At 60.6% G+C, this 21577-nt stretch carries 22 protein-coding genes; 12 read left to right on the top strand and 10 right to left on the bottom strand.

Translation table 11 applies throughout. The features are described 5' to 3' along the window. Positions 1 to 69: 69 nt before the first annotated feature. Entirely contained in the window at positions 70 to 711 is a 642-nt protein-coding gene (locus tag M2401_RS14165; protein ID WP_259103720.1) for a TetR family transcriptional regulator, read from the bottom strand. Between the two features lie 89 nt (positions 712 to 800). Between M2401_RS14165 and M2401_RS14160 the strand changes: the two genes are divergently transcribed. Beyond that, a complete protein-coding gene (locus tag M2401_RS14160; protein WP_259103713.1) occupies positions 801 to 1460 on the top strand; it encodes an O-methyltransferase in 660 nt (219 codons plus the stop codon). Between the two features lies 1 nt (position 1461). Here the strand turns inward: M2401_RS14160 and M2401_RS14155 are convergent, their stop codons facing one another. After that, a complete protein-coding gene (locus tag M2401_RS14155; RefSeq protein ID WP_259103712.1) occupies positions 1462 to 2568 on the bottom strand; it encodes an alkene reductase in 1107 nt (368 codons plus the stop codon). 161 nt (positions 2569 to 2729) lie between these two features. After that, on the bottom strand, positions 2730 to 3596 hold the full coding sequence (locus M2401_RS14150; protein ID WP_259103711.1) for a LysR family transcriptional regulator: 867 nt from the start codon (positions 3594 to 3596) through the stop codon (positions 2730 to 2732). 103 nt (positions 3597 to 3699) lie between these two features. Here M2401_RS14150 and M2401_RS14145 point away from each other — a divergent pair, with 103 nt between their 5' ends. The 4 genes from M2401_RS14145 to M2401_RS14130 all read left to right on the top strand — a co-directional run bounded on the left by M2401_RS14145 (position 3700) and on the right by M2401_RS14130 (position 7277). Continuing rightward, a complete protein-coding gene (locus M2401_RS14145) occupies positions 3700 to 4821 on the top strand; it encodes a muconate cycloisomerase family protein (RefSeq protein ID WP_259103709.1) in 1122 nt (373 codons plus the stop codon). Positions 4822 to 4848: 27 nt separating this feature from the next. After that, positions 4849 to 5139 (top strand): muconolactone Delta-isomerase, encoded by a 291-nt coding sequence (catC, locus tag M2401_RS14140; protein ID WP_259103707.1) that lies wholly within the window; start codon positions 4849 to 4851, stop codon positions 5137 to 5139. A gap of 179 nt (positions 5140 to 5318) precedes the next feature. Continuing rightward, positions 5319 to 6224 carry a catechol 1,2-dioxygenase gene (gene catA, locus M2401_RS14135; RefSeq protein WP_259103967.1) on the top strand — a complete coding sequence of 302 codons (906 nt, stop codon included), beginning with the start codon at positions 5319 to 5321 and terminating at the stop codon, positions 6222 to 6224. Positions 6225 to 6320: 96 nt separating this feature from the next. Further along, entirely contained in the window at positions 6321 to 7277 is a 957-nt protein-coding gene (locus M2401_RS14130) for an AraC family transcriptional regulator (RefSeq protein ID WP_259103705.1), read from the top strand. A gap of 7 nt (positions 7278 to 7284) precedes the next feature. Here the strand turns inward: M2401_RS14130 and M2401_RS14125 are convergent, their stop codons facing one another. Together M2401_RS14125 and M2401_RS14120 are read right to left on the bottom strand one after the other, a co-directional pair. Continuing rightward, the gene (locus M2401_RS14125; protein ID WP_259103703.1) at positions 7285 to 8127 is read right to left on the bottom strand and encodes a transporter substrate-binding domain-containing protein; all 843 of its coding nucleotides are present in this window, start codon (positions 8125 to 8127) and stop codon (positions 7285 to 7287) included. Further along, positions 8127 to 8888, bottom strand: a complete 762-nt coding sequence (locus tag M2401_RS14120; protein WP_259103701.1) for an alpha/beta fold hydrolase — start codon at positions 8886 to 8888, stop codon at positions 8127 to 8129. Before M2401_RS14120 ends, M2401_RS14125 begins: the two co-directional genes overlap by 1 nt. A gap of 339 nt (positions 8889 to 9227) precedes the next feature. Between M2401_RS14120 and M2401_RS14115 the strand changes: the two genes are divergently transcribed. The 6 genes from M2401_RS14115 (at position 9228) to M2401_RS14090 (ending at position 15671) form a co-directional block, all read left to right on the top strand. Then, positions 9228 to 10604, top strand: coding sequence for a Rieske 2Fe-2S domain-containing protein (locus tag M2401_RS14115; RefSeq protein ID WP_259103699.1), 1377 nt, complete (start codon positions 9228 to 9230; stop codon positions 10602 to 10604). After that, positions 10601 to 11089 carry a benzoate 1,2-dioxygenase small subunit gene (gene benB / locus M2401_RS14110; RefSeq protein WP_259103696.1) on the top strand — a complete coding sequence of 163 codons (489 nt, stop codon included), beginning with the start codon at positions 10601 to 10603 and terminating at the stop codon, positions 11087 to 11089. The genes M2401_RS14115 and benB overlap by 4 nt, the downstream gene beginning before the upstream one ends. A gap of 10 nt (positions 11090 to 11099) precedes the next feature. Further along, a complete protein-coding gene (gene benC / locus M2401_RS14105) occupies positions 11100 to 12134 on the top strand; it encodes a benzoate 1,2-dioxygenase electron transfer component BenC (RefSeq protein ID WP_259103693.1) in 1035 nt (344 codons plus the stop codon). A gap of 10 nt (positions 12135 to 12144) precedes the next feature. Continuing rightward, the gene (locus tag M2401_RS14100; protein WP_259103692.1) at positions 12145 to 12906 is read left to right on the top strand and encodes a 1,6-dihydroxycyclohexa-2,4-diene-1-carboxylate dehydrogenase; all 762 of its coding nucleotides are present in this window, start codon (positions 12145 to 12147) and stop codon (positions 12904 to 12906) included. Between the two features lie 55 nt (positions 12907 to 12961). Beyond that, positions 12962 to 14293 carry an MFS transporter gene (locus tag M2401_RS14095; protein WP_259103691.1) on the top strand — a complete coding sequence of 444 codons (1332 nt, stop codon included), beginning with the start codon at positions 12962 to 12964 and terminating at the stop codon, positions 14291 to 14293. A 121-nt stretch (positions 14294 to 14414) separates the two neighbouring features. Beyond that, positions 14415 to 15671, top strand: a complete 1257-nt coding sequence (locus M2401_RS14090) for an OprD family porin (protein ID WP_259103690.1) — start codon at positions 14415 to 14417, stop codon at positions 15669 to 15671. 1 nt (position 15672) lies between these two features. Here M2401_RS14090 and M2401_RS14085 read toward each other — a convergent pair whose 3' ends face one another. Continuing rightward, positions 15673 to 15894, bottom strand: coding sequence for a DUF2790 domain-containing protein (locus M2401_RS14085; protein WP_259103688.1), 222 nt, complete (start codon positions 15892 to 15894; stop codon positions 15673 to 15675). A 110-nt stretch (positions 15895 to 16004) separates the two neighbouring features. Between M2401_RS14085 and M2401_RS14080 the strand changes: the two genes are divergently transcribed. Next, positions 16005 to 16937, top strand: coding sequence for a LysR family transcriptional regulator (locus tag M2401_RS14080; protein WP_259103687.1), 933 nt, complete (start codon positions 16005 to 16007; stop codon positions 16935 to 16937). Positions 16938 to 17096: 159 nt separating this feature from the next. Here M2401_RS14080 and pcaD read toward each other — a convergent pair whose 3' ends face one another. The 4 genes from pcaD to M2401_RS14060 form a co-directional block, all read right to left on the bottom strand. Continuing rightward, positions 17097 to 17885, bottom strand: a complete 789-nt coding sequence (gene pcaD, locus M2401_RS14075) for a 3-oxoadipate enol-lactonase (protein ID WP_259103682.1) — start codon at positions 17883 to 17885, stop codon at positions 17097 to 17099. Between the two features lie 103 nt (positions 17886 to 17988). Next, complete coding sequence (locus M2401_RS14070; protein ID WP_259103679.1) at positions 17989 to 19116, bottom strand: hybrid-cluster NAD(P)-dependent oxidoreductase; 1128 nt, start codon at positions 19114 to 19116, stop codon at positions 17989 to 17991. 8 nt (positions 19117 to 19124) lie between these two features. Then, on the bottom strand, positions 19125 to 20381 hold the full coding sequence (locus M2401_RS14065) for an aromatic ring-hydroxylating dioxygenase subunit alpha (protein ID WP_259103677.1): 1257 nt from the start codon (positions 20379 to 20381) through the stop codon (positions 19125 to 19127). 138 nt (positions 20382 to 20519) lie between these two features. Then, complete coding sequence (locus tag M2401_RS14060) at positions 20520 to 21443, bottom strand: LysR substrate-binding domain-containing protein (protein ID WP_259103674.1); 924 nt, start codon at positions 21441 to 21443, stop codon at positions 20520 to 20522. Positions 21444 to 21577 lie beyond the last annotated feature (134 nt).

Genomic DNA, 21577 nt, shown 5'->3' with positions numbered 1-21577 from the left:
AAAGTGCATTCGCGAATGAATTCGCTCCCACGGGTTTTGCTCTACGACAGCGCAGGATCGCGCACAAAATCAAAAGGCTGTGCTGGCTTCAATCTCCCGCAGATACGCACACAACATATCCGCCATGGCCCCGGCATATTCATCAATTTCGGCAGTGCTGCGTGGCTGTTCGGAGAAGCGCTTGCCCACGGTGCTCATGGTCAGATTGACCAGGTCGGCCGCCAACAGCTGTCTGGCCTCGCTCGCGTTCGGCACGGCTTCACGGATAAATGCGAAGATTCTTTGCGCACCCTCCGCCCTGACTTCCTGAACTTCAGGGGCATGGCGATAGAGTGGGGCGGCGTCGCTGAGGGCCGTACGCATTTGCGCTTCTTCGCACTCGGAGTGTACGAAGGCGTGGATCAGCAGGCGCAGGCGTTCAAGGGGCGGCTTCTGGCGGTCCTCGAGAATGCTGCTGAGCAAGTCCGTGGTCTGGCGCCACTCATCGTTCTGCAAGCGAAACAGAATCGCTGCCTTGTTCGGGAAATACTGGTACAGCGAACCAATGCTGACGCCAGCCCGTTCGGCAACCCGAGCGGTGGTGAACAGCTGTGCGCCATCCTTGGCCAAAACCTGAGTAGCAGCCTGCAGAATGATGCCGATCAGCTCGGTCGAACGGGCTTGTTTCGGCTGCTTACGCTGGGAAATCCTGGGGTTCTGGCGATCGGTCATGGCGGCCCTGGAAACGCGAATATTAAATGTGAGGGATTCGTCGCATTCTAATCCGGTGTTCACATTAGTGCATCTGAACGGAGAATTGCATGAATACCTTGACCTCTATAACTGCCTTGCTCAATCGCCTGTTTACCGAGTCAGAAGCCACTTCACCGGTGAACAGTGCCGCCTTTCGCGACTTGCCCGAAGGCGAGTTGAATCGCTTGATGCACAGCAAAACCGAGTACCAACAGCTGTATTCCCATCTCAAGGATTTTGCCCTGCCGGTGTCCCGGGAAACCGGTGCGCTGCTGTATATGCTGGCGCGCAGCAGCAAGGCCAGGAGCATTGTCGAGTTTGGCACGTCTTTCGGGATTTCCACTTTGCACCTGGCCGCAGCCCTGCGTGATAACGGCGGCGGTCATTTGATCGGCAGTGAGTTTGAAGCGGATAAAGCCCAACGCGCTCGGCAGAACCTGGCGGCGGGCGGGTTGCAGGATCTGGTGGAGATTCGCGAGGGAGACGCCTTGCAGACCCTGGCGGTGGATCTGCCCGACGGCATCGACCTGGTATTGCTGGACGGCGCCAAGTCGCTGTACATGGAAGTACTGGCCCTGGTGCAAAAGCACCTGTGCCCCGGCGCGCTGATCATTGCTGACAACGCTGATTACAGCCCAGAGTACCTGGCGCTGGTAAGGGCGCCAGGCAGCGGGTTCCTATCGATTCCCTTTGCCGAGGACGTGGAACTGTCCATGTGGCTGGGCTGAATCAGGCCGTTGCGGCTACTGCGTGGAACGCGTAGTCGGTATAGCCGACCTCGGTTCCACCGAAGAAGGTCGGACGGTCGTAGGCGTTCAATGGCAGATTCTGGCGCAGGCGCTCCGGCAGATCAGGGTTGGCGATGAAGTGGCGGCCGAAGGCGACCAGGTCAGCGTCACCGGCTTGCAGGATCGCCTCGGCACTTTCGCCATTGAAGCCGCCAGCGGCAATGATGGTGCCTTTGTAGTGCTTGCGCATCAGCTGTGCGGCGATCGGGGCCGGGTTGGCATTCTCATCTTCGATATTGCCGAGGATCCGCGGCTCGATCAAATGCAGGTAGGCCAGGTTTAACGGCGCCAGTTGCTGCGCGACATAAGAGAACAGAACTTCTGGATTGCTGTCGCCCATATCGCCCCAGGTGCCGCTCGGACCGACTCGCACACCGACGCGGTCGCTGCCCCATACCGAAATCAGTGCCTGCGTGACTTCCAGCAAAAAGCGCGTGCGGTTCTCGATGGAACCGCCGTAACTGTCGGTGCGCTTGTTGCTGTTGTCCTGCAGAAACTGATCAACCAGATAACCATTGGCACCGTGCAGTTCCACGCCATCGAAACCGGCCTTGATACCGCGCTCTGCTGCTGTGCGGAAGCTTTCAACCAGTGCCTTGATTTCGTCGATTTGTAGGGCTCGGTTGGGTGTGTTCGGCACCCAGCCTTCAGTGGTGTAGGCCACGCCGCCGTGGAGAATTTCCGAAGGCCCGACCGGGATGCTGCCAGCCGGTTGTACATCGATATTGGACTGGCGACCGGCGTGATACAGCTGCAGGAAAATCTTCGCGCCCTTGGCGTGCACGGCGTCGGTGACCCGTTTCCAGCCGGCGATCTGGCTGTCTTCGAACAGCCCGGGAGCGCCCAGGTAACCGTTGCCATTTGCGGCGGCGATGGTCGCTTCACCAATCAGCAAACCGCCTTCGGATGCGCGTTGGGCATAGTACTCAGCCATCAACGGGCCGGGCTTGGCGCCGGGCTCGGCGCGCATGCGGGTCAGGGGTGCGAGGACGACGCGGTGGGCGAAGGTGTAAGGGCCTACTTTGACGGAAGAATGCAATGTGGACATGAGAGCCTCGGTATTCAAGCGGGTGAAAGCCCTGCGCCGTGGCGCGCTGTTGCACTGGCGGCGTCCGGGGGCTTTTGTTCCCGGCCAGTAGACGCGATTCATCCCGGCGGATAAACGGGCCGACTGTCCCAACACTTCGGACTTTTTGGGCGGTAATGCCCTCAGCGATGACCCAGCAGGCCCAGGCATTGCTGCAAGACCGGCGAGACATCCCCAGCGCGATAACTGACCACTATCGGCGACGTAGCACTGCTGTCGAGCAACGCGGTGTAGCCGATATCGTCGCGATGCAGGCGTTGTACCGAGGCCGGCACCAGAGTGATGCCGATCCCTGCGGCGACCAGACCGATGGCGGTCTGCAGTTCGTTGACGGTTTGGGCAACGTGGATATGCAGGCCCTGGGCGGCAAATATGCCCAGTACATGGTCAGCGTAACTGGGGCGCGGGCTGCCCGGATACAACACAAAAGGCTCGGCGGCCAACTGTTCCAGCGTCGCCGGCTCCGCCAGCAGCGGGTGGCCAGCGGGCAGGGCGGCGACCAGCGGGTCTTCCCGGAGGACTTGTTGGGTAATGGCCGGATCGTCGAACAGGATGCGGCCAAAGCCGATATCGATGCGCCCGCTCTTCAGGGCTTCGAGTTGCTGCAAGGTGATCAGCTCCGACAGGCCCAGTTCGATATCCCCCAGGCTGCGCAGGCGGCGGATCAGGTCGGGCAGGGCGCCGTACAGGGTCGACGGGGCGAAACCGATACCCAGCCAGCGTTTCTGGCCTGCGGCTACCCGCCGGGTATCGTCACTGATCCGCGCCAGCTGTTCGAGCAACTGGCTGGAGTGCTCATGAAAGAAGCGCCCGGCCTCGGTCAGGCGTAACGGCCGGGAGCGCTCAAGCAAGGCCACCCCCAGTTCATCCTCGAGTTGCTGGATCTGCCGGCTCAAGGGCGGCTGGGCGATATTCAACTGTTCGGCGGCGCGGGTGAAGTTGAGGGTCTGGGCCAGCACCCGGAAGTAGCGTAAATGACGAAGCTCCACGATACCTCCAGGGTATCAAACCAGACCTATTCAATATTGGACGCTGTGCCGGTGCAGCGTCAATCTGTGGCCAAGAACAAACACAACACAGCCGGAACGTCCCATGACCGCCATTACCATCGAACGCTTCGATACCCAGATTGTTGACTTGCCCACCATCCGCCCGCATAAGCTGGCGATGCATACCATGCACGGTCAGACCTTGGTGATCCTGCGTATCTACAGCAGCGACGGCATCATCGGCGTCGGCGAAGCCACCACCATCGGCGGCCTGGCCTATGCCGGGGAAAGTCCGGAAAGCATCAAGGTCAACCTCGACAAGTGGTTTGCGCCGCTGCTGATCGGCCAGGATGCCACCAACCTCAATGCCGCCATGCAGCGCGTCGATCGCGGTATCCGTGGCAATACCTTCGCCCGCAGCGCCGTGGAAACCGCCTTGCTCGATGCCCAGGGCAAGCGCCTGGGCCTGCCGGTGGCCGAAGTGTTGGGCGGCCGGGTGCGCGACGGTGTCGAAGTGGCCTGGACCCTGGCCAGCGGTGACACCGGCAAGGATATTGAAGAGGCCGAGCGCATGCTCGACCTGCGTCGCCATCGGCATTTCAAGCTGAAGATCGGCGCCGGGGAGCCGGTCCGGGATATTGCCCACGTTGCCGCGATCAAACGCGCCCTGGGCGACCGCGCCAGCGTGCGGGTGGATATCAATCAGGCCTGGAGCGAAGCGGTTGCAATTCGCGCCTGCTACCTGTTGGCCGACGCCGGGGTCGAGCTGGTCGAGCAACCGCTATCCCGCTACGACCGTGCGGGCATGGTGCGTCTCAGTGCCCACAGCCCGATTCCGTTGATGGCCGACGAAGCCATCGAGTCGGTGCCTGACAGCTTTGCCCTGGCGCAAATGGGCGCGGCGTCGATTTTTGCCCTGAAGATCGCCAAGACTGGCGGCCCCAAGGCCGTGTTGCGCACAGCGGCGATCGCCGAGGCGGCAGGTATCGGCCTGTATGGCGGCACCATGCTCGAAGGCAGCATCGGCACCCTGGCCTCGGCCCACGCTTTCGCCACCCTCGACAAACTGGAATGGCACACCGAGTTGTTCGGCCCGTTGCTGCTCACCGAAGACATTCTGGTCGAGCCACCGGTCTACCGCGATTTCCAACTGCTGGTGCCGCGCACCCCGGGCCTTGGCCTGGAGCTGGACGATGAACGCCTGGCGCGCTTTGCCCGCCGCTGATTTCTCCAATAAAAAGGACACCACGCGATGCTCTTTCAAGTCCGCATGACCGTCAAACTGCCTCCCGACATGCCCGTCGAACAGGCCAACCGGCTCAAGGCCGATGAAAAGGAACTGGCTCAGCGCCTGCAACGTGACGGCGTCTGGCGCCACCTCTGGCGCATTGCCGGGTTGTACGCCAATGTCAGTATTTTCGATGTGGCGGATAACCAGGCACTGCACGACACCTTGATGCAGCTGCCGCTTTACCCCTATATGGAGATGGACGTCACGGCGCTGTGCCGACATCCGTCTTCGGTTCACGACGACGATCGCTGAGTGGACATAACCCCGTGGGAGCGAATTCATTCGCGAAGAGGCCGGTACATTCGACGCAATTGTGTTGCCTCAAATACCGCTTTCGCGAATGAATTCGCTCCCACAAGAATTGCATTCACCTATGTCTCCTGCGTAGCACCTATATCAACAAGAACAAAGAAATGATGAGGACCACCGCCATGACCATCCGTATCTCGCAAACTGCCGAAGTCCAGCAATTCTTCGAGGGCGCTTGCGGCTTTGACCAGGCTGGCGGCAGCCAGCGCATGAAGAATGTCGTGCACCGAGTGCTGAACGACAGCATCAAGATCATCGAAGACCTGCAGATCACTCCTGAAGAGTTCTGGAAAGCCGTCAATTACCTCAACGAACTGGGCAGTCGCCAGGAAGCCGGGCTGCTGGTCGCGGGCCTGGGGCTGGAGCATTACCTTGACCTGCTGATGGATGCCGAAGACGAACAGGCCGGCCATGTCGGCGGTACGCCGCGGACCATTGAAGGCCCGCTTTACGTAGCGGGTGCGCCGCTGAGCGAGCACTTTGCCCGCCTCGATGATGGCCAGGACCCCGGCACCGTGCTGTACATGACCGGTCAGGTCCGAGACACCGATGGCGTGCCACTGGCCAATGCCATTGTCGATGTCTGGCACGCCAATACGGGAGGTACCTATTCGTATTTCGACCCGTCGCAATCGGAGTTCAATCTGCGTCGTCGTATCCAGACCGATGCCGAAGGCCGCTATCGCTTGCAGAGCATCGTGCCGTCCGGCTACGGCTGCCCACCGGATGGGCCGACCCAAAAGCTGCTCGATCAATTGGGCCGTCATGGTCAGCGCCCGGCGCATATCCACTTCTTCATCTCGGCGCCGGGGCATCGCCACCTGACCACACAGATCAACCTGGCCGGAGACCAATACCTGCACGACGATTTTGCCTACGCCACCCGTGACGAGCTGATCGCCGAGATTCACTTCAGCGACGATGCCAATGGCCGTCGCGCCGATATCGACTTCGATTTCGTGCTGCAACCCACCGCTGCGCCCAAGGACGAAAGTCGCCATGTGCGGGTGAGGGCGCTGGAAGCCTGATGCACTGCATTACCTAACCAGCCGCCCCCACAGGTCTTGCCTGCGGGGGCGTTTTGCCTTGAGTCTGAGCCTAATACAACTATAAGAGGCGCAACCATGACCGTGCTATTGAGTGAGCGCAGCCGGATATTCGATCGTGCCGATGCCTATGCCGTGTCGGATTACGTTAACCAGCATGTGGGTAGCCACTGCATTCGCCTGCCACGCCGCGGCCGCCCCGAGGCGAGCATCAGCCACCGGACCTTTTCCAGTCTGGACCTGTGCCGCATCAGCTATGGTGCGCCGGTGCAGGTCACTTCTACGGCGCTGGAAACCATCTATCACCTGCAAATTCTCCTGCAGGGTCATTGCCGCTCCAGCGCCCGGGGAAAGGAACAGGTGTTCGGCCCCGGCGAAGTGTTGCTGATCAACCCCGATGACCCGGTGGACCTGACCTATTCCGCCGACTGCGAGAAATTCATCGTCAAATTGCCGGTGCGCCTGCTGGAAAACGCCTGCCTCGAACAGCACTGGAGCCTGCCCCAGCAGGGCATCCGTTTTATCGCCGCGCGTCACGAGCTGGCTGAAATGGGTGGCTTCCTGCAACTGCTCGGGCTGATTTGTCACGAAGCGGAGAATGCCGCCGAAGCACCGATGCAGGCGCTTTACGAGCGCATCGTCGCCAATAAACTGCTGGCGCTGTTGGCCAGCAATGTCCTGCGGGTCATTCCCCGGCCCGATGAAAGCGGCGGTTTCGAGCCGGTACGCCAGTTCATCGAAGAACATCTGTGCGAAGACATCAGCATCGAGCAATTGATGGCCGTGGCCAGGGTCAGCGAGCGCTCGTTGTATACCCTGTTCGAACGCCAGGCAGGTTTGTCTCCACGCGACTACATGCGTCAGCGCAAGCTGGAAAAGGTCCATGCCGTGCTGCAACTGGCCACTGCGCGCAGTGTGACCGAGGTCGCTCTGGATCATGGTTTTTTGCATTTGGGGCGCTTCTCCGAGGCTTATCGCAAGCGCTTTGGCGAGCTGCCGTCGCAGACCTGGCGGCGCCAGCGCCAGGCCACGTAGCAAAGTATCAGGGCGTCACCGGGGTTTTCAGCGCCGGGGCGCCCTGATAGCGATCATGCAGGGCGACAATCAAGGGTGAGGGCTGCATCCGGTATTGCTGGCCCAGCGCCAGTAGCCAGCCGCTGGCGTGCCAGTCCTGGACGATGCGATCCAGCAGTTGCTGCATGCGCGGTTCCTGTTTGCGCAGCCAGATGACCGAGTCGGCGGGGACGAGATCCTCGGCAATGGGAATCTCGAACCCCGACCATTCAGGCTGGCGCAACAGTTCGTGCATGATCGGGCTATTCAGCACCACGGCATCACAACTGTTACCACGCAGGGCCAACAGTACTTCAGACTGGCCCCGATAGGCCTTGAGGTTGACGTGATAGTCCTGGGTCAGGGGTTGCTGGAAACTCGCGCCCTGGGAGATGCACACGGTCTTGTCCTTGAGATCCTCCCAGCGACTTATCCCCGAATTGCGTGGAGCCACCAGGGCGCCGCCCAGCTGTTCGTAAGGTGTCGGCACATAATCGAGCTTTTCACTGCGTTCCGGTGTGACCGTCATATTGGCGATCAGCAGATCCACCTTGCCCTGTTGCAGGAACACCGCCCGATTGGCAGCCACCACAGGCACGACTTCCGTCTCGACCCCAAGCTTGTCGCCGATATCCCGGGCCAGGTCCACGGCAAAACCGAACGGCGTTTGTGTACCGGGTTTATAGGTACCAAATGGCAAACCGCTGAGGTTCACGCCGATGCGCACCTTGCCGCGTTCCTTGATAGTGGTGTACAGGTCATCCGCCTGAGCGAGGGGCAGGGTCAGGAGTGCAGCAGCTGCCAACAGGCAGGCAAGTAGTTTCTGTGTCATCAGGGCTGACCAACCGGTTCATTGTGGCTATCGAAAAAGGTATGCAAGGTTTCGGCGTAGAGCGCCTGCCCGGCGGCGCTGTCCCAGTCGCTGAACAGGCGGGCGTTCGGCGCCAGCGCGGCGATTTCTTCGCCTACGGCTTTGGGGTGGCGGGCATCGTTGCCCGGCAGTACCAATAGCGGTGTAGCGCAGGCGCGGACAAAGTCACGGCTGACGCTGTAGACAAAGTCACTGCCAAACAGATTGCGCTCTATTGCCGCCATCACCCGCATATCCAACTGACGCCCCTGGGCCAATAACTTCTCACTCCATGAGTTGAAGGATTGGCGACGCAACTGCAGGTTGTCATCACTCTTGCCAATCGGCTGTTGCAGGACGGCAGACAGGACGCGTTGAGGCGCCAACTCGATAATCTTCAGTGCGAAGGAAGGGCCGATGCAGGCGCCGATGATATGGCAGCGCTCGATGCCCAAGGCATCGAGTAGCAACAGATGGTCCTCAGCGTAAGCCTGCCAGCCATCGGATTGGCTGATCGGTGCGGTCGAGCGCCCGGCATTGCGCTGATCCAGGGTCAGCACGGTATGGCGATGGGCAAACGCTGCAACGGGGCTGACGCCACCCCGTGGCCGCCCATCTTCGCGGTAGTTCCAGAGTTCGCTGCGCGAGTGCAGGCCGCCTGGGGCGAGGGCCAGCAGGACAGGGCCTTCTCCGGCTATTTCGTAGTGCATATGTGTGCCGTTAGGCAGGTCTATCGCAGGCACCGATCGCTCCTCTGTGGTAGGGCTTGTCATTGAAAATGAGCCGATCGTGCCGTGTCCCGTCCGGGAAAATAAACAGTTGATAGTGCATATGCTTATGGTTTGTCCCGGTTATAAGTCGCGCACTATTGGATCTATGCCTGCGCCATGAGGGCTGTAGGCACGGGGCGGTATTGACCGATACCCACTGATATCAGGTTTTGTAATGTGTTGAGGCGCGATGTTTATGCAATCAGGCTGCTGCACTCAGCGGACAACGATTTGCAGCCAGCGGATATTGGGGGACGAGGCAAGCACATAAGGTGAGGGGGCCTGATACAAGAACAACCGAGGGCCTACGCCATGATCAGCACACTCGACCGACTCGCCCGACAACTGCGCGACTCCGTCCACGAAGACCCCGCCACCGGCGTCTTCCGTTGCCGCCGCGATATCTTCACCGACACCGAACTCTTCGCCCTGGAGATGAAACACATCTTCGAAAGTGGCTGGGTCTACCTGGCCCATGAAAGCCAGGTGCCGCAGATCAACGACTACTTCACTACCTGGATCGGCCGTCAGCCGGTGGTCATCACCCGGGACAAACAAGGCGCGCTGCACGGTCTGGTCAATGCCTGCGCCCACCGTGGCGCCATGCTCTGCCGCCGTAAACAGGGCAATAAGGGTTCGTTTACCTGCCCGTTCCATGGCTGGACGTTCAGCAATGCGGGCAAGCTGCTCAAGGTCAAGGACGCCAAGACCGGCGCCTATCCCGACAGCTTCGACTGCGACGGCTCCCACGACCTCAAGCGCCTCGGCCGCTTCGAGAACTATCGCGGTTTCCTGTTCGGCAGCCTCAGCGAGGACGCCCCGGAACTGAGCGACTATCTGGGCGAAACCCGGATCATCATCGATCAGATGGTCGATCAGGCCCCCGAAGGCCTGGAAGTGCTGCGCGGCAGTTCCTCCTATGTCTACGACGGCAACTGGAAGCTGCAGATCGAGAACGGTGCCGACGGCTATCACGTCAGCTCTGTGCACTGGAACTACTCTGCAACCATGGGCCGCCGCAACTACGAAGCTGAAGGCACCCGCACCGTTGACGCCAATGGCTGGTCGAAAAGCCTGGGTGGCGTCTATGCCTTCGAGCACGGCCATATCCTTTTGTGGACGCGCCTGCTCAACCCTGAAGTGCGCCCGGTGCACGCCCACCGTGAAGCCCTGGCCGAGCGCTTGGGCCAGGATCGCGCCGACTTTATCGTCGACCAGACCCGCAACCTCTGCCTCTATCCCAATGTGTACCTGATGGATCAGTTTTCCACGCAGATCCGTGTCGTGCGGCCCATTGCCGTGGACAAGACCGAAGTGACCATTTACTGCATGGCACCCAAGGGCGAAAGTGCCCAGGAGCGCGCAACGCGGATTCGGCAGTACGAAGATTTTTTCAATGTCAGCGGCATGGGCACACCGGACGATCTTGAGGAATTCCGCGCTTGTCAGACCGGCTACCAGGGCGCGACCACCTTGTGGAATGACCTCAGCCGTGGCGCCAAACAGTGGATCGAAGGCGCCGATGAGAACGCCAGGGCCATGGGCATGAGCCCGCAGCTCAGTGGCGTTAAAACCGAAGACGAAGGGCTGTTCGTACGCCAGCACGCCCACTGGGCGGCGAGCCTGCAACGGGCCATCGAGCGGGAGCAGCAAGGCTTGATCGCCACGGACAAGGAGGTGCACTCATGAGCATTTCCCGCGACCAGTTGCTGGACTTTCTCTACCGCGAAGCGCGCCTGCTCGATGATCGCCAGTGGGACGAATGGCTGGAGTGTTATTCGCCCAAGGTGGAGTTCTGGATGCCGGCCTGGGATGACCACGACAGCCTGACCGAAGACCCCCAGAGCGAAATCTCGCTGATCTACTACCCCAACCGTGACGGCCTGGAAGACCGGGTGTTCCGCATCAAGACCGAGCGCTCCAGTGCCAGCACCCCGGAGCCGCGCACCGCGCATTTCGTCAGCAACCTGGAAGTGCTGGCCAACGACGGCGAGTCCGTCGAGCTGCGCTTCAACTGGCAAACCCTCAGCCATCGCTACAAGACCACGGATATGTATTTCGGCACGTCCTTCTACCGTCTCGATGTGCGCGGCGGGCAGCCGCTGATCACGAGCAAGAAGGTGGTGCTGAAAAACGACTACATCCACCAGGTCATCGATATCTACCACATCTGAGGACTCGCCCATGACATACGCCATTGCCCTGAATTTCGAGGATGGGGTGACCCGTTTTATCGACTGCAAAGTGGGCGAGAAGGTGCTGGATGCGGCCTTCCGCCAACGTATCAACCTGCCCATGGACTGCTCGGACGGTGTCTGCGGCACCTGCAAATGTCACTGCGAAACCGGTGCCTATGACCTGGGCGACGACTATATCGAAGACGCCTTGAGCGAGGATGAAGCCCTGGAACGCCAGGTGCTGACCTGCCAGATGGTGCCGCAATCGGACTGTGTAATTGCCGTGCCGGTGCCGTCCAGTGCCTGCAAGACCGGCACCGGGCAATTCAATGCCACGGTGGCCAGTATCACCCGGCATGCCGATGCCGCCGTAGACATCAGTTTTGAACTGGATCAGGCGCCAGTATTTCTGCCCGGCCAGTACGTGAATATCGGCGTTCCGGGCAGTGGCCAGACCCGTTCCTACTCCTTCAGTAGCCGCCCCGGCGACAAGCGCGCCAGTTTCCTGATCAAACAGGTGCCCGGCGGCCTGATGAGCAGTTGGCTGGAGCGGGCAAAGGTCGGCGATAGCGTGGCCATGACCGGGCCGCTGGGCAGCTTCTATCTGCGCGAAGTCAGCCGGCCATTGCTGTTTCTCGCCGGGGGCACCGGCCTGGCGCCGTTCCTGGCCATGCTGGAAGTGCTCGCCGAGAGCAAGGCCCGTCAGCCTGTGACCTTGATTTACGGTGTGACCCGGGATCAGGACCTCGTCATGGTCGAGGCCTTGCAGGCATTCGCCGCGCGCTTGCCTGATTTCAGCTTCGTGACTTGCGTGGCGGACCCCGCCACCGGTCATGAACGGCAGGGCTATGTCACCCAGCATATGGCCACCGAGGTCCTCAATGACGGCGATGTCGATGTCTACCTGTGCGGGCCGCCACCCATGGTCGATGCCGTGCGCCAGCACTTCAAGAATCAGGGCGTGAATCCGGCCAGCTTCCACTACGAGAAGTTCACCCCCAACGCCGTCTCTGCTCCCGTGACCACTGGCGACGCTGCCTGAGGGATTCACCATGAACTCACGTTTCAACCATAAGGTTGCGCTGGTTACCGGCGCAGCCCAGGGTATCGGCCGCCGAGTCGCCGAGCGTTTGCTGGAAGAGGGCGCCTTGCTGGTGGCCGTCGATCGCTCGGATATCGTCCATGAACTGCAGCACGACAACGCCCTGATCCTCACCGCTGATCTTGAGCAGTATGAAGACTGCGCACGGGTAATGGCCGCGGCCAAAGCACGTTTCGGCCGCATCGATATTCTGGTCAACAACGTTGGCGGGACCATCTGGGCCAAGCCGTACGAGCATTACCAGCCCAACGAGATCGAGGCAGAAGTGCGCCGCTCGTTGTTCCCGACGCTGTGGTGCTGCCATAGCGTGCTGCCTTACATGCTCGAACAGGGCCGCGGCGCCATCGTCAATGTTTCCTCCATCGCCACCCGTGGCGTCAATCGCGTGCCCTATGGCGCGGCGAAGGGCGGGGTGAATGCCCTGACCGCCTGCCTGGCCCTGGAAACCGCCGGCAGCGGCATCCGCGTCAACGCCACCGCACCGGGCGGCACCGAAGCACCGCCACGACGCATCCCGCGCAACAGCCAGGCGCAAAGCGAGCAGGAGCGCGTCTGGTATCAGCAGATCGTCGACCAGACCCTCGACAGCTCCCTGATGAAACGCTACGGCAGCATCGACGAACAGGCGGGCGCGATCCTGTTCCTGGCCAGCGATGAAGCGTCGTACATCACCGGCGTGACCCTGCCGGTGGGAGGTGGCGACCTGGGCTGAAGCCACGGCCTTACTGCGGACACTGACTCACAACAACAATAATGAGAGCACTGCCATGCGTACCCATGATGTCCATTCGCTTATCGATAATGCCCGTTTCAGCCGCTTTCACTGGTTGGTGATGGGCCTGTGTGCCTTGCTGTTGATCTTCGACGGCTATGACTTGTTCATCTACGGCGTGGTCCTGCCGGTGATCATGAAGGAGTGGGGGCTCTCGCCCTTGCAGGCCGGTGCTCTGGGCAGTTATGCGCTGTTCGGCATGATGTTCGGCGCTTTGGCATTCGGCAGCCTGGCCGACAGGATCGGCCGCAAGAAGGGCATTGCCATCTGCTTTGCGCTGTTCAGCATCGCCACGGTGATCAACGGTTTCGCCAGTTCGCCCACCGAGTTCGGCATTTGCCGATTTATCGCCGGGCTGGGCTGCGGCGGGCTGATGCCCAATGCCGTGGCGCTGATGAACGAGTACGCGCCGAAGAAAATGCGCAGCACCCTGGTGGCGCTGATGTTCAGCGGCTATTCCCTGGGCGGCATGCTCTCGGCGGGTGTCGGCATCTACATGCTGCCGCGTTTCGGTTGGTCGTCGATGTTCTTCGTCGCGACCATTCCGTTGTTGTTGCTGCCGCTGATTCTCTATCTGCTGCCCGAGTCCATCGGCTTCCTGATTCGTCAGGGGCGCACGGAACAGGCCCGGTTGCTGCTAAAGCGTCTTTCGCCGGAAACCGTGCTGGATGCAGATGATGTCTTGCAGATCAGCGACGGCAAAGGCCGCGGCGCTTCGGTGCTGGAACTGTTCCGCCATGGCCTGGGTCTGCGCACTCTGGCGATCTGGGTGGCGTTTTTCTGCTGTCTGCTGATGGTCTACGCCCTGAGTTCCTGGCTGCCCAAGCTGATGGCCGGGGCGGGCTACAGCCTGGGTTCGAGCCTGTCGTTCCTGTTGGCGCTGAATTTCGGCGGCATGGCCGGTGCCATTATCGGCGGCTGGTTGGGGGATCGGCTGAATCTGATCAAGGTCATGGTCGGCTTCTTTATCGCCTCTGCAGTGTCGATCAGCCTGCTGGGGATCAACAGCCCGATGCCGGTGCTGTACCTGCTGATCTTCGTCGCCGGGGCTACCACCATTGGTACGCAGATCCTGTTGTACGCCGGGGCTGCGCAGCTCTATGGCCTGTCGATCCGTTCCACCGGACTGGGCTGGGCCTCGGGGATCGGCCGCAATGGCGCCATTGTCGGGCCGTTGCTGGGCGGTGCGCTGATGGGCATCGAACTGCCGTTGCAGCTGAATTTCCTCGCCTTTGCCGTCCCCGGCGCCGTCGCAGCCCTGGCCATGACGGCCTATGCGCTGAGTGAGCGGCGGGGTGTGGTGGCGGTGGCTGGCGTTCAAGCCTGAGGCCATCAAATACAGCCTGTAGGAGCTTCAGCCGCTAGGGTGCCCTCCCGGCTAAAGCCGGTCCTCCGGTTGCACCTTTGCGGCACGGCATCCCCATAAAAATAAGACAAAGAGCGACGACATGAATCAGCGGACCACGCAACGCATCTGGTTTTCCCTTATCGGTGTGCCCCTGGCGGCCAGCGCGGGTGAGGGCGGTTTTATCGAGGGTTCCAGCGCCACCTTGCAGGCGCGCAACTATTATTTCAGTCGCGACTTTTCCGACATTGTCGGCGCCAACAAACAGTCCAAGGCCGAGGAGTGGGCCCAGGGTTTCATTCTCACCTTCAAGTCCGGCTACACCCCGGGGCCATTGGGTTTTGGCCTCGATGCTCTGGGTACATTAGGCCTGAAACTCGACAGCAGCCCGGACCGGGTCAATACCGGCTTGCTGCCGGTCAAGGATGACGGCCGCGCCGCCGACGACTACAGCCGCCTGGGCCTGACCTTCAAGGCGAAGTTATCCAATACCGAGCTGAAAGTCGGTGAGCTGCAACCGAACCTGCCGGTCCTGGCCTTCAGCGATATCCGCCTGCTGCCCCCGAGTTATCAGGGGCTGAATATCAGCTCCAGCGAGATCAGCGGTCTGACGCTACAGGCCGGGCACCTGACCGGCACCAGTCTGCGCAACGAGGCCGGCGACGAGAAAATGGTTGCCATGCTCGGCCACGTGCCGCAACGCCAGGCCGAGAGCGATGCATTCAACTACGTCGGCGGCGACTATGCCTTCAACGACAAGCGCACAAGTGTCAGCGTCTGGCATGGCCAGCTCAAGGATATCTACGCGCAGGATTTCATCGGTCTAAAACACAGTCAGCCCGTAGGCGACTGGGTGCTGGGTGCCAACCTCGGTTACTACGATGCGCGTGAGGACGGCTCGCAACTGTTGGGCAAGATCGATAACCGCGCATTTTTCTCGCTGTTGTCGGCCAGGCGGGGCGGTCACACTTTCTATGCCGGTTATCAGGGCATGTATGGCGACAGCGCCTTCCCTCGGGTGTTTGCCAATATCACGCCGCTGGGCAACGAGGTGCCGACCTATGAGTTCGCCTATACCGATGAGCGTTCCTGGCAGGCCCGTTATGACTACGACTTTGCAGCACTGGGCCTGCCGGGGTTGACGACCACCGTGCGCTATATCAGCGGCAACAATGTCGATACCGGCGCGGGCTTCGAAGGCAAGGACCGCGAGCGCGACCTGGATGTCGGCTATGTGGTGCAGAGTGGCCTGTTAGGCGGCTTGGGTATTCGGGTGCGTAATGTCATGGCCCGCTCGAATTACCGCTCGGATATCGACGAGAACCGTCTGATCCTCAGTTACACCTGGAAACTGCTCTGACTCAGACGCCGCCCTGGCAGGTGCCCATCACCCGGTAGGTGACGGTGTGGCTGACGCCCTGGCTGTCGAGATAAACCATGGTTGCCGGTTCCACCTGGCAACTGCCGGGCACTGCGGTAGTGGAAACGACGTGCTGGATATCCGGCACGTTGCTGTTTTCGGCAGCCATGACGCTGCTGCTGGCGAGAACGATCAAGGCGAATGCGGCAACTTTGCTGTTCATATTCAAATCCTCTGTAAGTAGGGTCCATTTTATTGATTCCTCAGTCGGGATAAAGCCGCAAACCGGTGATGGACTCGTACGTTTCAGGTAGCAATCAAGGCGCAACTCTCATGGATTTACTTAACGGCATGCAGGTATTCACCAAGGTAGTCGACAGCGGCAGTTTTGCTGCGGCTGCCCAAGCGCTGGATGTTTCCGGCGCCCAGGTTTCGCGGCTGATTGCTGAGCTGGAAAAGCACCTGGAAACCCGCCTGCTGCAACGCACCACTAGACGCCTGGGGCTGACCGAATCGGGGGAGCGTTTTTTGCTGCGCTGTCGCAAGATTCTCGAAGACGTGCGTGAGGCCACCGCCGAAGCGCGGGGTTCGCATTTGAATCCGCGGGGGCGTCTGCGGGTGCATTGCATGAGTGGCGTGGGCGTGTTGATCACCCCACTGATTGCCCGCTACAGCGAGCGTTATCCGGACGTCTGCATCGAACTGACCCTGTCCCAGCACAACCCCGATCCCTTGGAGGAAGGCCATGATGTGGTGATTTCCATTGCCCACTCGCTGCCTGATTCGGCACTGGTCAGCCAGACCATCGGGCAACTGTTCAGCGTGCCCTGCGCGGCACCCGGCTACCTGGCAGGCCGTGAAGTGCCAGGTCATCCAAGCCAGCTATTGCAGCATCGACGTCTGCATTTGCAGGACTTTCAGGAGGATGTCTGGCTGTTCAAAGAGGGAGAAGAGCAGATCGAGATCTCATCGGACGGCGCCTTTACCACCAATGTCGCCGACGCCATGGTCAAGGCCACTCAGGAAGGCATGGGCATCAGCCTACTGCCGTTCTTCAGTACCACACAGGCCTTGCGCGAGGGCACACTGCTGCGTCTGCTGCCCGATTATCGGCTACGCGAGCGCAATATCTTTGCGCTGTATCCTTCACGGCGTTTTCTCGATGCCAAGGTGCGGACTTGGGTGGCGTTCCTGCAGGAGCAATTGCCGCTGCTGTTGGCTGGGCATGTGCGGGTGATTGAGAATCCCGAGTATTGGGCGAGGTGATACATGGGCTGGATCTCGCGCCATCTTCGGCTTGGGAGCGAATTCATTCGCGAATAGGCCAGTGCATCCGAGGCATTTGTATCGTCTGTAATACCGCTTTCGCGAATGAATTCGCTCCCACATAGTCCGGTGCCTGAGCGGGTTTTGGATTTTTGGCAGTCAACCGTGCAGGAAGTCCAATACTGACCGCGAAAACACCTCGACCGCCTCGACACTCGACAGGTGCGCTGCCTCAAGGGTGACCATCCGTGACCCGGCAATCCGCTCCAGCATGAAGTGCCCGTCATCCGGGGTCGTGACCGGATCAGCCATGCCCGCAACTACCAGCACCGGCAGCTTGATGCCGACGATCTGCTCGCGGAAGTCGGCATCACGCACGGCGGCGCAACTGGCGGCGTAGCCTTCGGGGGAGGTGTTCTGCAGCACGCTGACCACGGTGTCCACTTCGCCCGGATGAGAAGCGGCAAAAGCTGGGGTGAACCAACGGGTAATGGTGCCTTCACGCAGCGCGCGCATCCCGGCTGCGCCGTCGCTCAATACCGCTTCGATGCGCGGATTCCAGATATCCGGGTTGCCGATTTTTGCTGCGGTATTGCAGACCACCAGGCGACCTAAGCGCTGCGGCGCATTGATACCCAGCCACTGGCCGATCAGCCCGCCCATGGACAGGCCACAGAAGTGCACGCGCTGCAGATCCAGGGCATCGAGCATGGCCAGGACATCGCGGCCGTGCTGTTCGATGCTGTAGGGGCCGGGAGTAACCAGGGAGCGACCATGGCCACGGGTGTCGTAGCGCAGCACGCGAAAATGCTGGCTGAGCGCCGGGACCTGCGCGTCCCACATGTGCAGGTCCGTGCCTAGAGAGTTGGACAGCACCAGCACCGGCGCAGTGGCCGGGCCGTCGAGTTGATAATGCAGGTCGCCGTCGGCAAGGGTGACGGTGGGCATGAGCTGATCCTTCGTTTTGTTCAAGTGTCGGAACTCTAGAACGTCGACTCGAGTAGCTCAATGACCGCCGCTATTTCCTGTTCGCTGACCGCACATTAACGGGCTAAAGGTCGATCACCAGATCCGAAGTAGGCTTGCTGCAACACAGCAGGCGCAGGCCCTTGTCGATTTCCCGCTGACGAATGCCGCCCTTGTGCTGCATATCCACGGTGCCTTGCAGCAGCGCGGTCTTGCAGGTGCCGCAGACGCCCTGGCTGCACGACGACGGCACGATGGCCCCGGCCTTTTTTGCCGCCGCCAGTACGGTCTGCTGCCCGGACATGCTGAAGCTCTTGCCGGAGCGGGACAGGGTAACGGTGAAGGTGTCTGCCTGCTGGTCGGCGACGGGCGCCACTTCTTCCAGGGTCTCCTCGTCGAGCCGGGAGATATCAAAGCTTTCCTGATGGAAATGCTGGAAGTCGAAGCCCGCTTCCTGGAGCAGCGCATTGACCCCGGCCATATAACCGCCTGGTCCGCAGATAAATACTTCCCGCTCCATGAAGTCCGGCACCCAGCGCGCGAGCAGGGCCAGATCGAGGCGGCCCAAAGGGTGTGGCCAGTCGCTGTGTGCGCCTTGGCCTTCGCACAGGTTGAGTACTCGCAAACCCGGAGAAAGCGTCTGCATGCGGGTCAGTTCAGCATTGAAAATGATATCGGACGGCGTGCGGGCGCTATGCACGAAGGTGATATCCAGGTCCGCACCGAGATCGACACTGGCCCGTGTCATGGACATCAGCGGTGTCACGCCGGAGCCTGCGGACAGGTACAGCAGCTTGCGCGCCGGATGCCCGATCGGGGTAAAGCTACCAGCCGGACCGCTGCCGCGCAGGGTATCGCCGGCACGCAGGTTATCGTGCAACCAGTTCGACACCGGCCCGCCCGGCACACGCTTGACCGTGATGGAGAAGGTGAACGGCCGGGTCGGCGACGACGACAGCGTGTAGCAACGCGCTAGCGTCTGCCCGGCGATCACCGGCGAAATAGTGATGAACTGGCCGGGTTCGAAACTCAGGGCGCGAAAGTCCGGGCAGGTGAACCAGAAGCTTTTGACGTCGTGGGTTTCATCAAGCACGGCGCAGCAATGCAGGTTTCTCTGTTCGCCGCTGTTCCATTGGGCGCCAAAGGCGCTCCAGGTATCCGGATCGGTGAGGCGTGGCGCACACGGGTCGAGAATTCTTTCATGGGCAGTCATGGCAGGCCTCATACCCCATGGGCCGCGAGACGCGCGGCGTACCAGCGGGAAAACTGATCGACATAGGACTCGGTAAAAGCCGAGAACGGGCCGGGCGCGTAGGCCGGATCCTGGGTGCCGCTGTGGGTGATGGCGACCAGGTCGGCGTCCTGCAGGTTGGTAGCGTTCCACACCTCGGTCAGGGCGTCGCGGTTGTAGTCCACGCCCTCGACCGCATCGGCATGCACCAGCCATTTGGTGCGGACCAGCGTTTTGTCGGCGGCCAGCGGAATGATGTAGGAAATCACCGCGTGATCGCTCATCACATGGGTCCAGGAGTTGTGAGTCCACAGGTGCATGTCGCCCAGATCGCGGCGAGTCAGGTCGGCGAACAGACGGGTGCAGGCAACGCGAGTGTCGAGGGTCTGGGACTCGCCATTACCGGCGATCACCAGGCGCTGGGAGCGGAACTGGGTCACGGCGTCTTCGCCCAAGTGTTCGATGGCATCACAGATGAAGCCGTCGTCTTCCCAGTTCTGTTTGGTCGCGGCGTTGCGCTGGTGATATTCATCCAGGGCCAGCAGGGACTCTTCGCTCAGGCCATCGGTGCAGAAGCCGAAGTCTTCCGGCAGGAAGGACGCGGTCAGTTCCGGGTGGGTCCCGGCGCAGTGATAGCATTCGCGGTTGTTCTCGATGACCAGTTTCCAGTTGCCGTTCTCGATGATTTCCGACTCATGAGCGATCTTGGCGCGGCTCAGGTCGTACTGGGCGAAGCGCGGGGTCATGGTCTGCTCCAGCAGCGAGATATCCGCCGGTGCTTCGTCCGCCAGGCAGACGAAGATATGCGCGCCGACCACCTTGGTGTGCACGGGAATCAGGCTGCGGCAGGTGGCATCGAAGTCCTTGCCCATGTGCGCCGCATGCTTGAGGCTGCCGTCCAGGTCGTAGGTCCACTGGTGGTAAGGGCAGACCAGCATGCCCACGGTGGACTTGCCGGCGGGTTTAAGGCGCGCGCCGCGATGACGGCAGACGTTGCGAAAAGCCTGCACCTGCTCATCGTCGTCCCGTACCAGCATGATCGACGACTTGCCGATATCGATGGTCGATACATCGCCCGGTTCCGCAATATCCGCCGTCACGCCGACCAGGATCCAGTGTTTGGTAAAGAAAATATCGACATCGTTGGCAAAGATATCTTCGCGACCAAACAAGTCGCCGGGCATGCCATGCCCTGGAGTTCGAGCCTGGACAAGTTCACGATGGGATTTAACGGCGATAATATTCATGGAAGTCTCAGGCTCGATCTAATAATAAGTGGATAATGGTGCAAGTATTGGTACAGCGCTAAATATCGTCAATGCGCCTTATTCTTAACCTCGCATAACTTGAAGTTATGCGACCTCGGCAATCAACTTCTCATGATTTCAAGTTGGCGCGTCGCCACGCAGCCAGTCAATCAACGACAGCATCAGTGGCGTCGGCGTACGACCGTTGGGCACCACCACGTAGTAGGCGTCCCGGGGCCTGACCACCAGTGAGGTCAGGCGCACCAGCTGACCGCTGGCAAGCATGGGCTCCAGCAGGCGGCCCCAGCCCAGGGCAATGCCATGGCCTTGCAGGGCGGCCTGAATGGTGTCGGTATAGGCACTGCAGCGCAGGCTGTACTTGAGTTTCGGCCGACTCGTGCCCAGTTCCTTGAACCAGCTGTTCCAGGTCATCCAGCCTTCCAGGGTGGTGTCGGAATCAATCAGCTCCACATGCAGGAAATCTTCCGGCGATGCCGGAGCGCAATGGCTGGCCAGCCATCCCGGTGAACACACCGGAAAGACTTCTTCATCGAATAAGTGAATCGCCGTACCGTCATCCCACCTGCCATTACCAAAACGCACGGCCAGGTCGATATCATCGCCGCGCAAGTCCGGGGTCAATTGTTGGGTGATCAGGCGAAGTTGCAGTTCCGGTTGTTGCAAGCGCAAGGTACTGAGTTGCGGCAATATACGCAGTTGTGAAAATGCCGACGTACTGGCGAGTACCATCTTCTGTTCGGTAATACCTTCGGTGATCTTGTCGAAGACACTGGCCATACGCTGCATGGATTCGGACACCACTGAATACAGCACATAACCTTCGCCCGTCAGCTGGATGGCCCGGTGCAGGCGATGGAACAGCCGCGTGCCGAGGGTTTCCTCCAGGTATTTGATCTGCTTGCTCACCGCTGCCTGAGTGACCCCCAGTTCCTGGGCGGCCAGGGTAAAGCTGCTCAGCCGCGCGACTGCCTCGAATTCCAGCAGGGCGGTCATGGAAGGGATCAACCGGCGGTAGCCCTTGACCTTTTTATCGTCGGGCATGGTGTCTATTTCCCGGTAATCAATTGAATTTTTCTGCGCTATCGCACAGCAAACACATCACTCATGTGGGACCGGCTTTAGCCGGGAAAGCGCTGGTACAGCCGATACATTTCCTAAGCAGGAATGACGCCTTC

It is taken from the genome of Pseudomonas sp. JUb42 (assembly GCF_024807945.1).
In the GTDB taxonomy this organism is placed as follows: Bacteria; Pseudomonadota; Gammaproteobacteria; order Pseudomonadales; family Pseudomonadaceae; genus Aquipseudomonas.
The sequence above is the reverse complement of the archived record's forward strand: the minus strand, read 5'-3'. Positions and strand labels throughout refer to the sequence as shown.

Coding starts and splice junctions, on each gene's coding strand:
- M2401_RS14165 (WP_259103720.1), bottom strand. CDS start 711: ATGACCGATCGCCAGAACCCCAGGATTTCCCAGCGTAAGCAGCCGAAA.
- M2401_RS14160 (WP_259103713.1), top strand. CDS start 801: ATGAATACCTTGACCTCTATAACTGCCTTGCTCAATCGCCTGTTTACC.
- M2401_RS14155 (WP_259103712.1), bottom strand. CDS start 2,568: ATGTCCACATTGCATTCTTCCGTCAAAGTAGGCCCTTACACCTTCGCC.
- M2401_RS14145 (WP_259103709.1), top strand. CDS start 3,700: ATGACCGCCATTACCATCGAACGCTTCGATACCCAGATTGTTGACTTG.
- catC (WP_259103707.1), top strand. CDS start 4,849: ATGCTCTTTCAAGTCCGCATGACCGTCAAACTGCCTCCCGACATGCCC.
- catA (WP_259103967.1), top strand. CDS start 5,319: ATGACCATCCGTATCTCGCAAACTGCCGAAGTCCAGCAATTCTTCGAG.
- M2401_RS14130 (WP_259103705.1), top strand. CDS start 6,321: ATGACCGTGCTATTGAGTGAGCGCAGCCGGATATTCGATCGTGCCGAT.
- M2401_RS14125 (WP_259103703.1), bottom strand. CDS start 8,127: ATGACACAGAAACTACTTGCCTGCCTGTTGGCAGCTGCTGCACTCCTG.
- M2401_RS14115 (WP_259103699.1), top strand. CDS start 9,228: ATGATCAGCACACTCGACCGACTCGCCCGACAACTGCGCGACTCCGTC.
- benB (WP_259103696.1), top strand. CDS start 10,601: ATGAGCATTTCCCGCGACCAGTTGCTGGACTTTCTCTACCGCGAAGCG.
- benC (WP_259103693.1), top strand. CDS start 11,100: ATGACATACGCCATTGCCCTGAATTTCGAGGATGGGGTGACCCGTTTT.
- M2401_RS14100 (WP_259103692.1), top strand. CDS start 12,145: ATGAACTCACGTTTCAACCATAAGGTTGCGCTGGTTACCGGCGCAGCC.
- M2401_RS14095 (WP_259103691.1), top strand. CDS start 12,962: ATGCGTACCCATGATGTCCATTCGCTTATCGATAATGCCCGTTTCAGC.
- M2401_RS14090 (WP_259103690.1), top strand. CDS start 14,415: ATGAATCAGCGGACCACGCAACGCATCTGGTTTTCCCTTATCGGTGTG.
- M2401_RS14085 (WP_259103688.1), bottom strand. CDS start 15,894: ATGAACAGCAAAGTTGCCGCATTCGCCTTGATCGTTCTCGCCAGCAGC.
- M2401_RS14080 (WP_259103687.1), top strand. CDS start 16,005: ATGGATTTACTTAACGGCATGCAGGTATTCACCAAGGTAGTCGACAGC.
- pcaD (WP_259103682.1), bottom strand. CDS start 17,885: ATGCCCACCGTCACCCTTGCCGACGGCGACCTGCATTATCAACTCGAC.
- M2401_RS14070 (WP_259103679.1), bottom strand. CDS start 19,116: ATGACTGCCCATGAAAGAATTCTCGACCCGTGTGCGCCACGCCTCACC.
- M2401_RS14065 (WP_259103677.1), bottom strand. CDS start 20,381: ATGAATATTATCGCCGTTAAATCCCATCGTGAACTTGTCCAGGCTCGA.
- M2401_RS14060 (WP_259103674.1), bottom strand. CDS start 21,443: ATGCCCGACGATAAAAAGGTCAAGGGCTACCGCCGGTTGATCCCTTCC.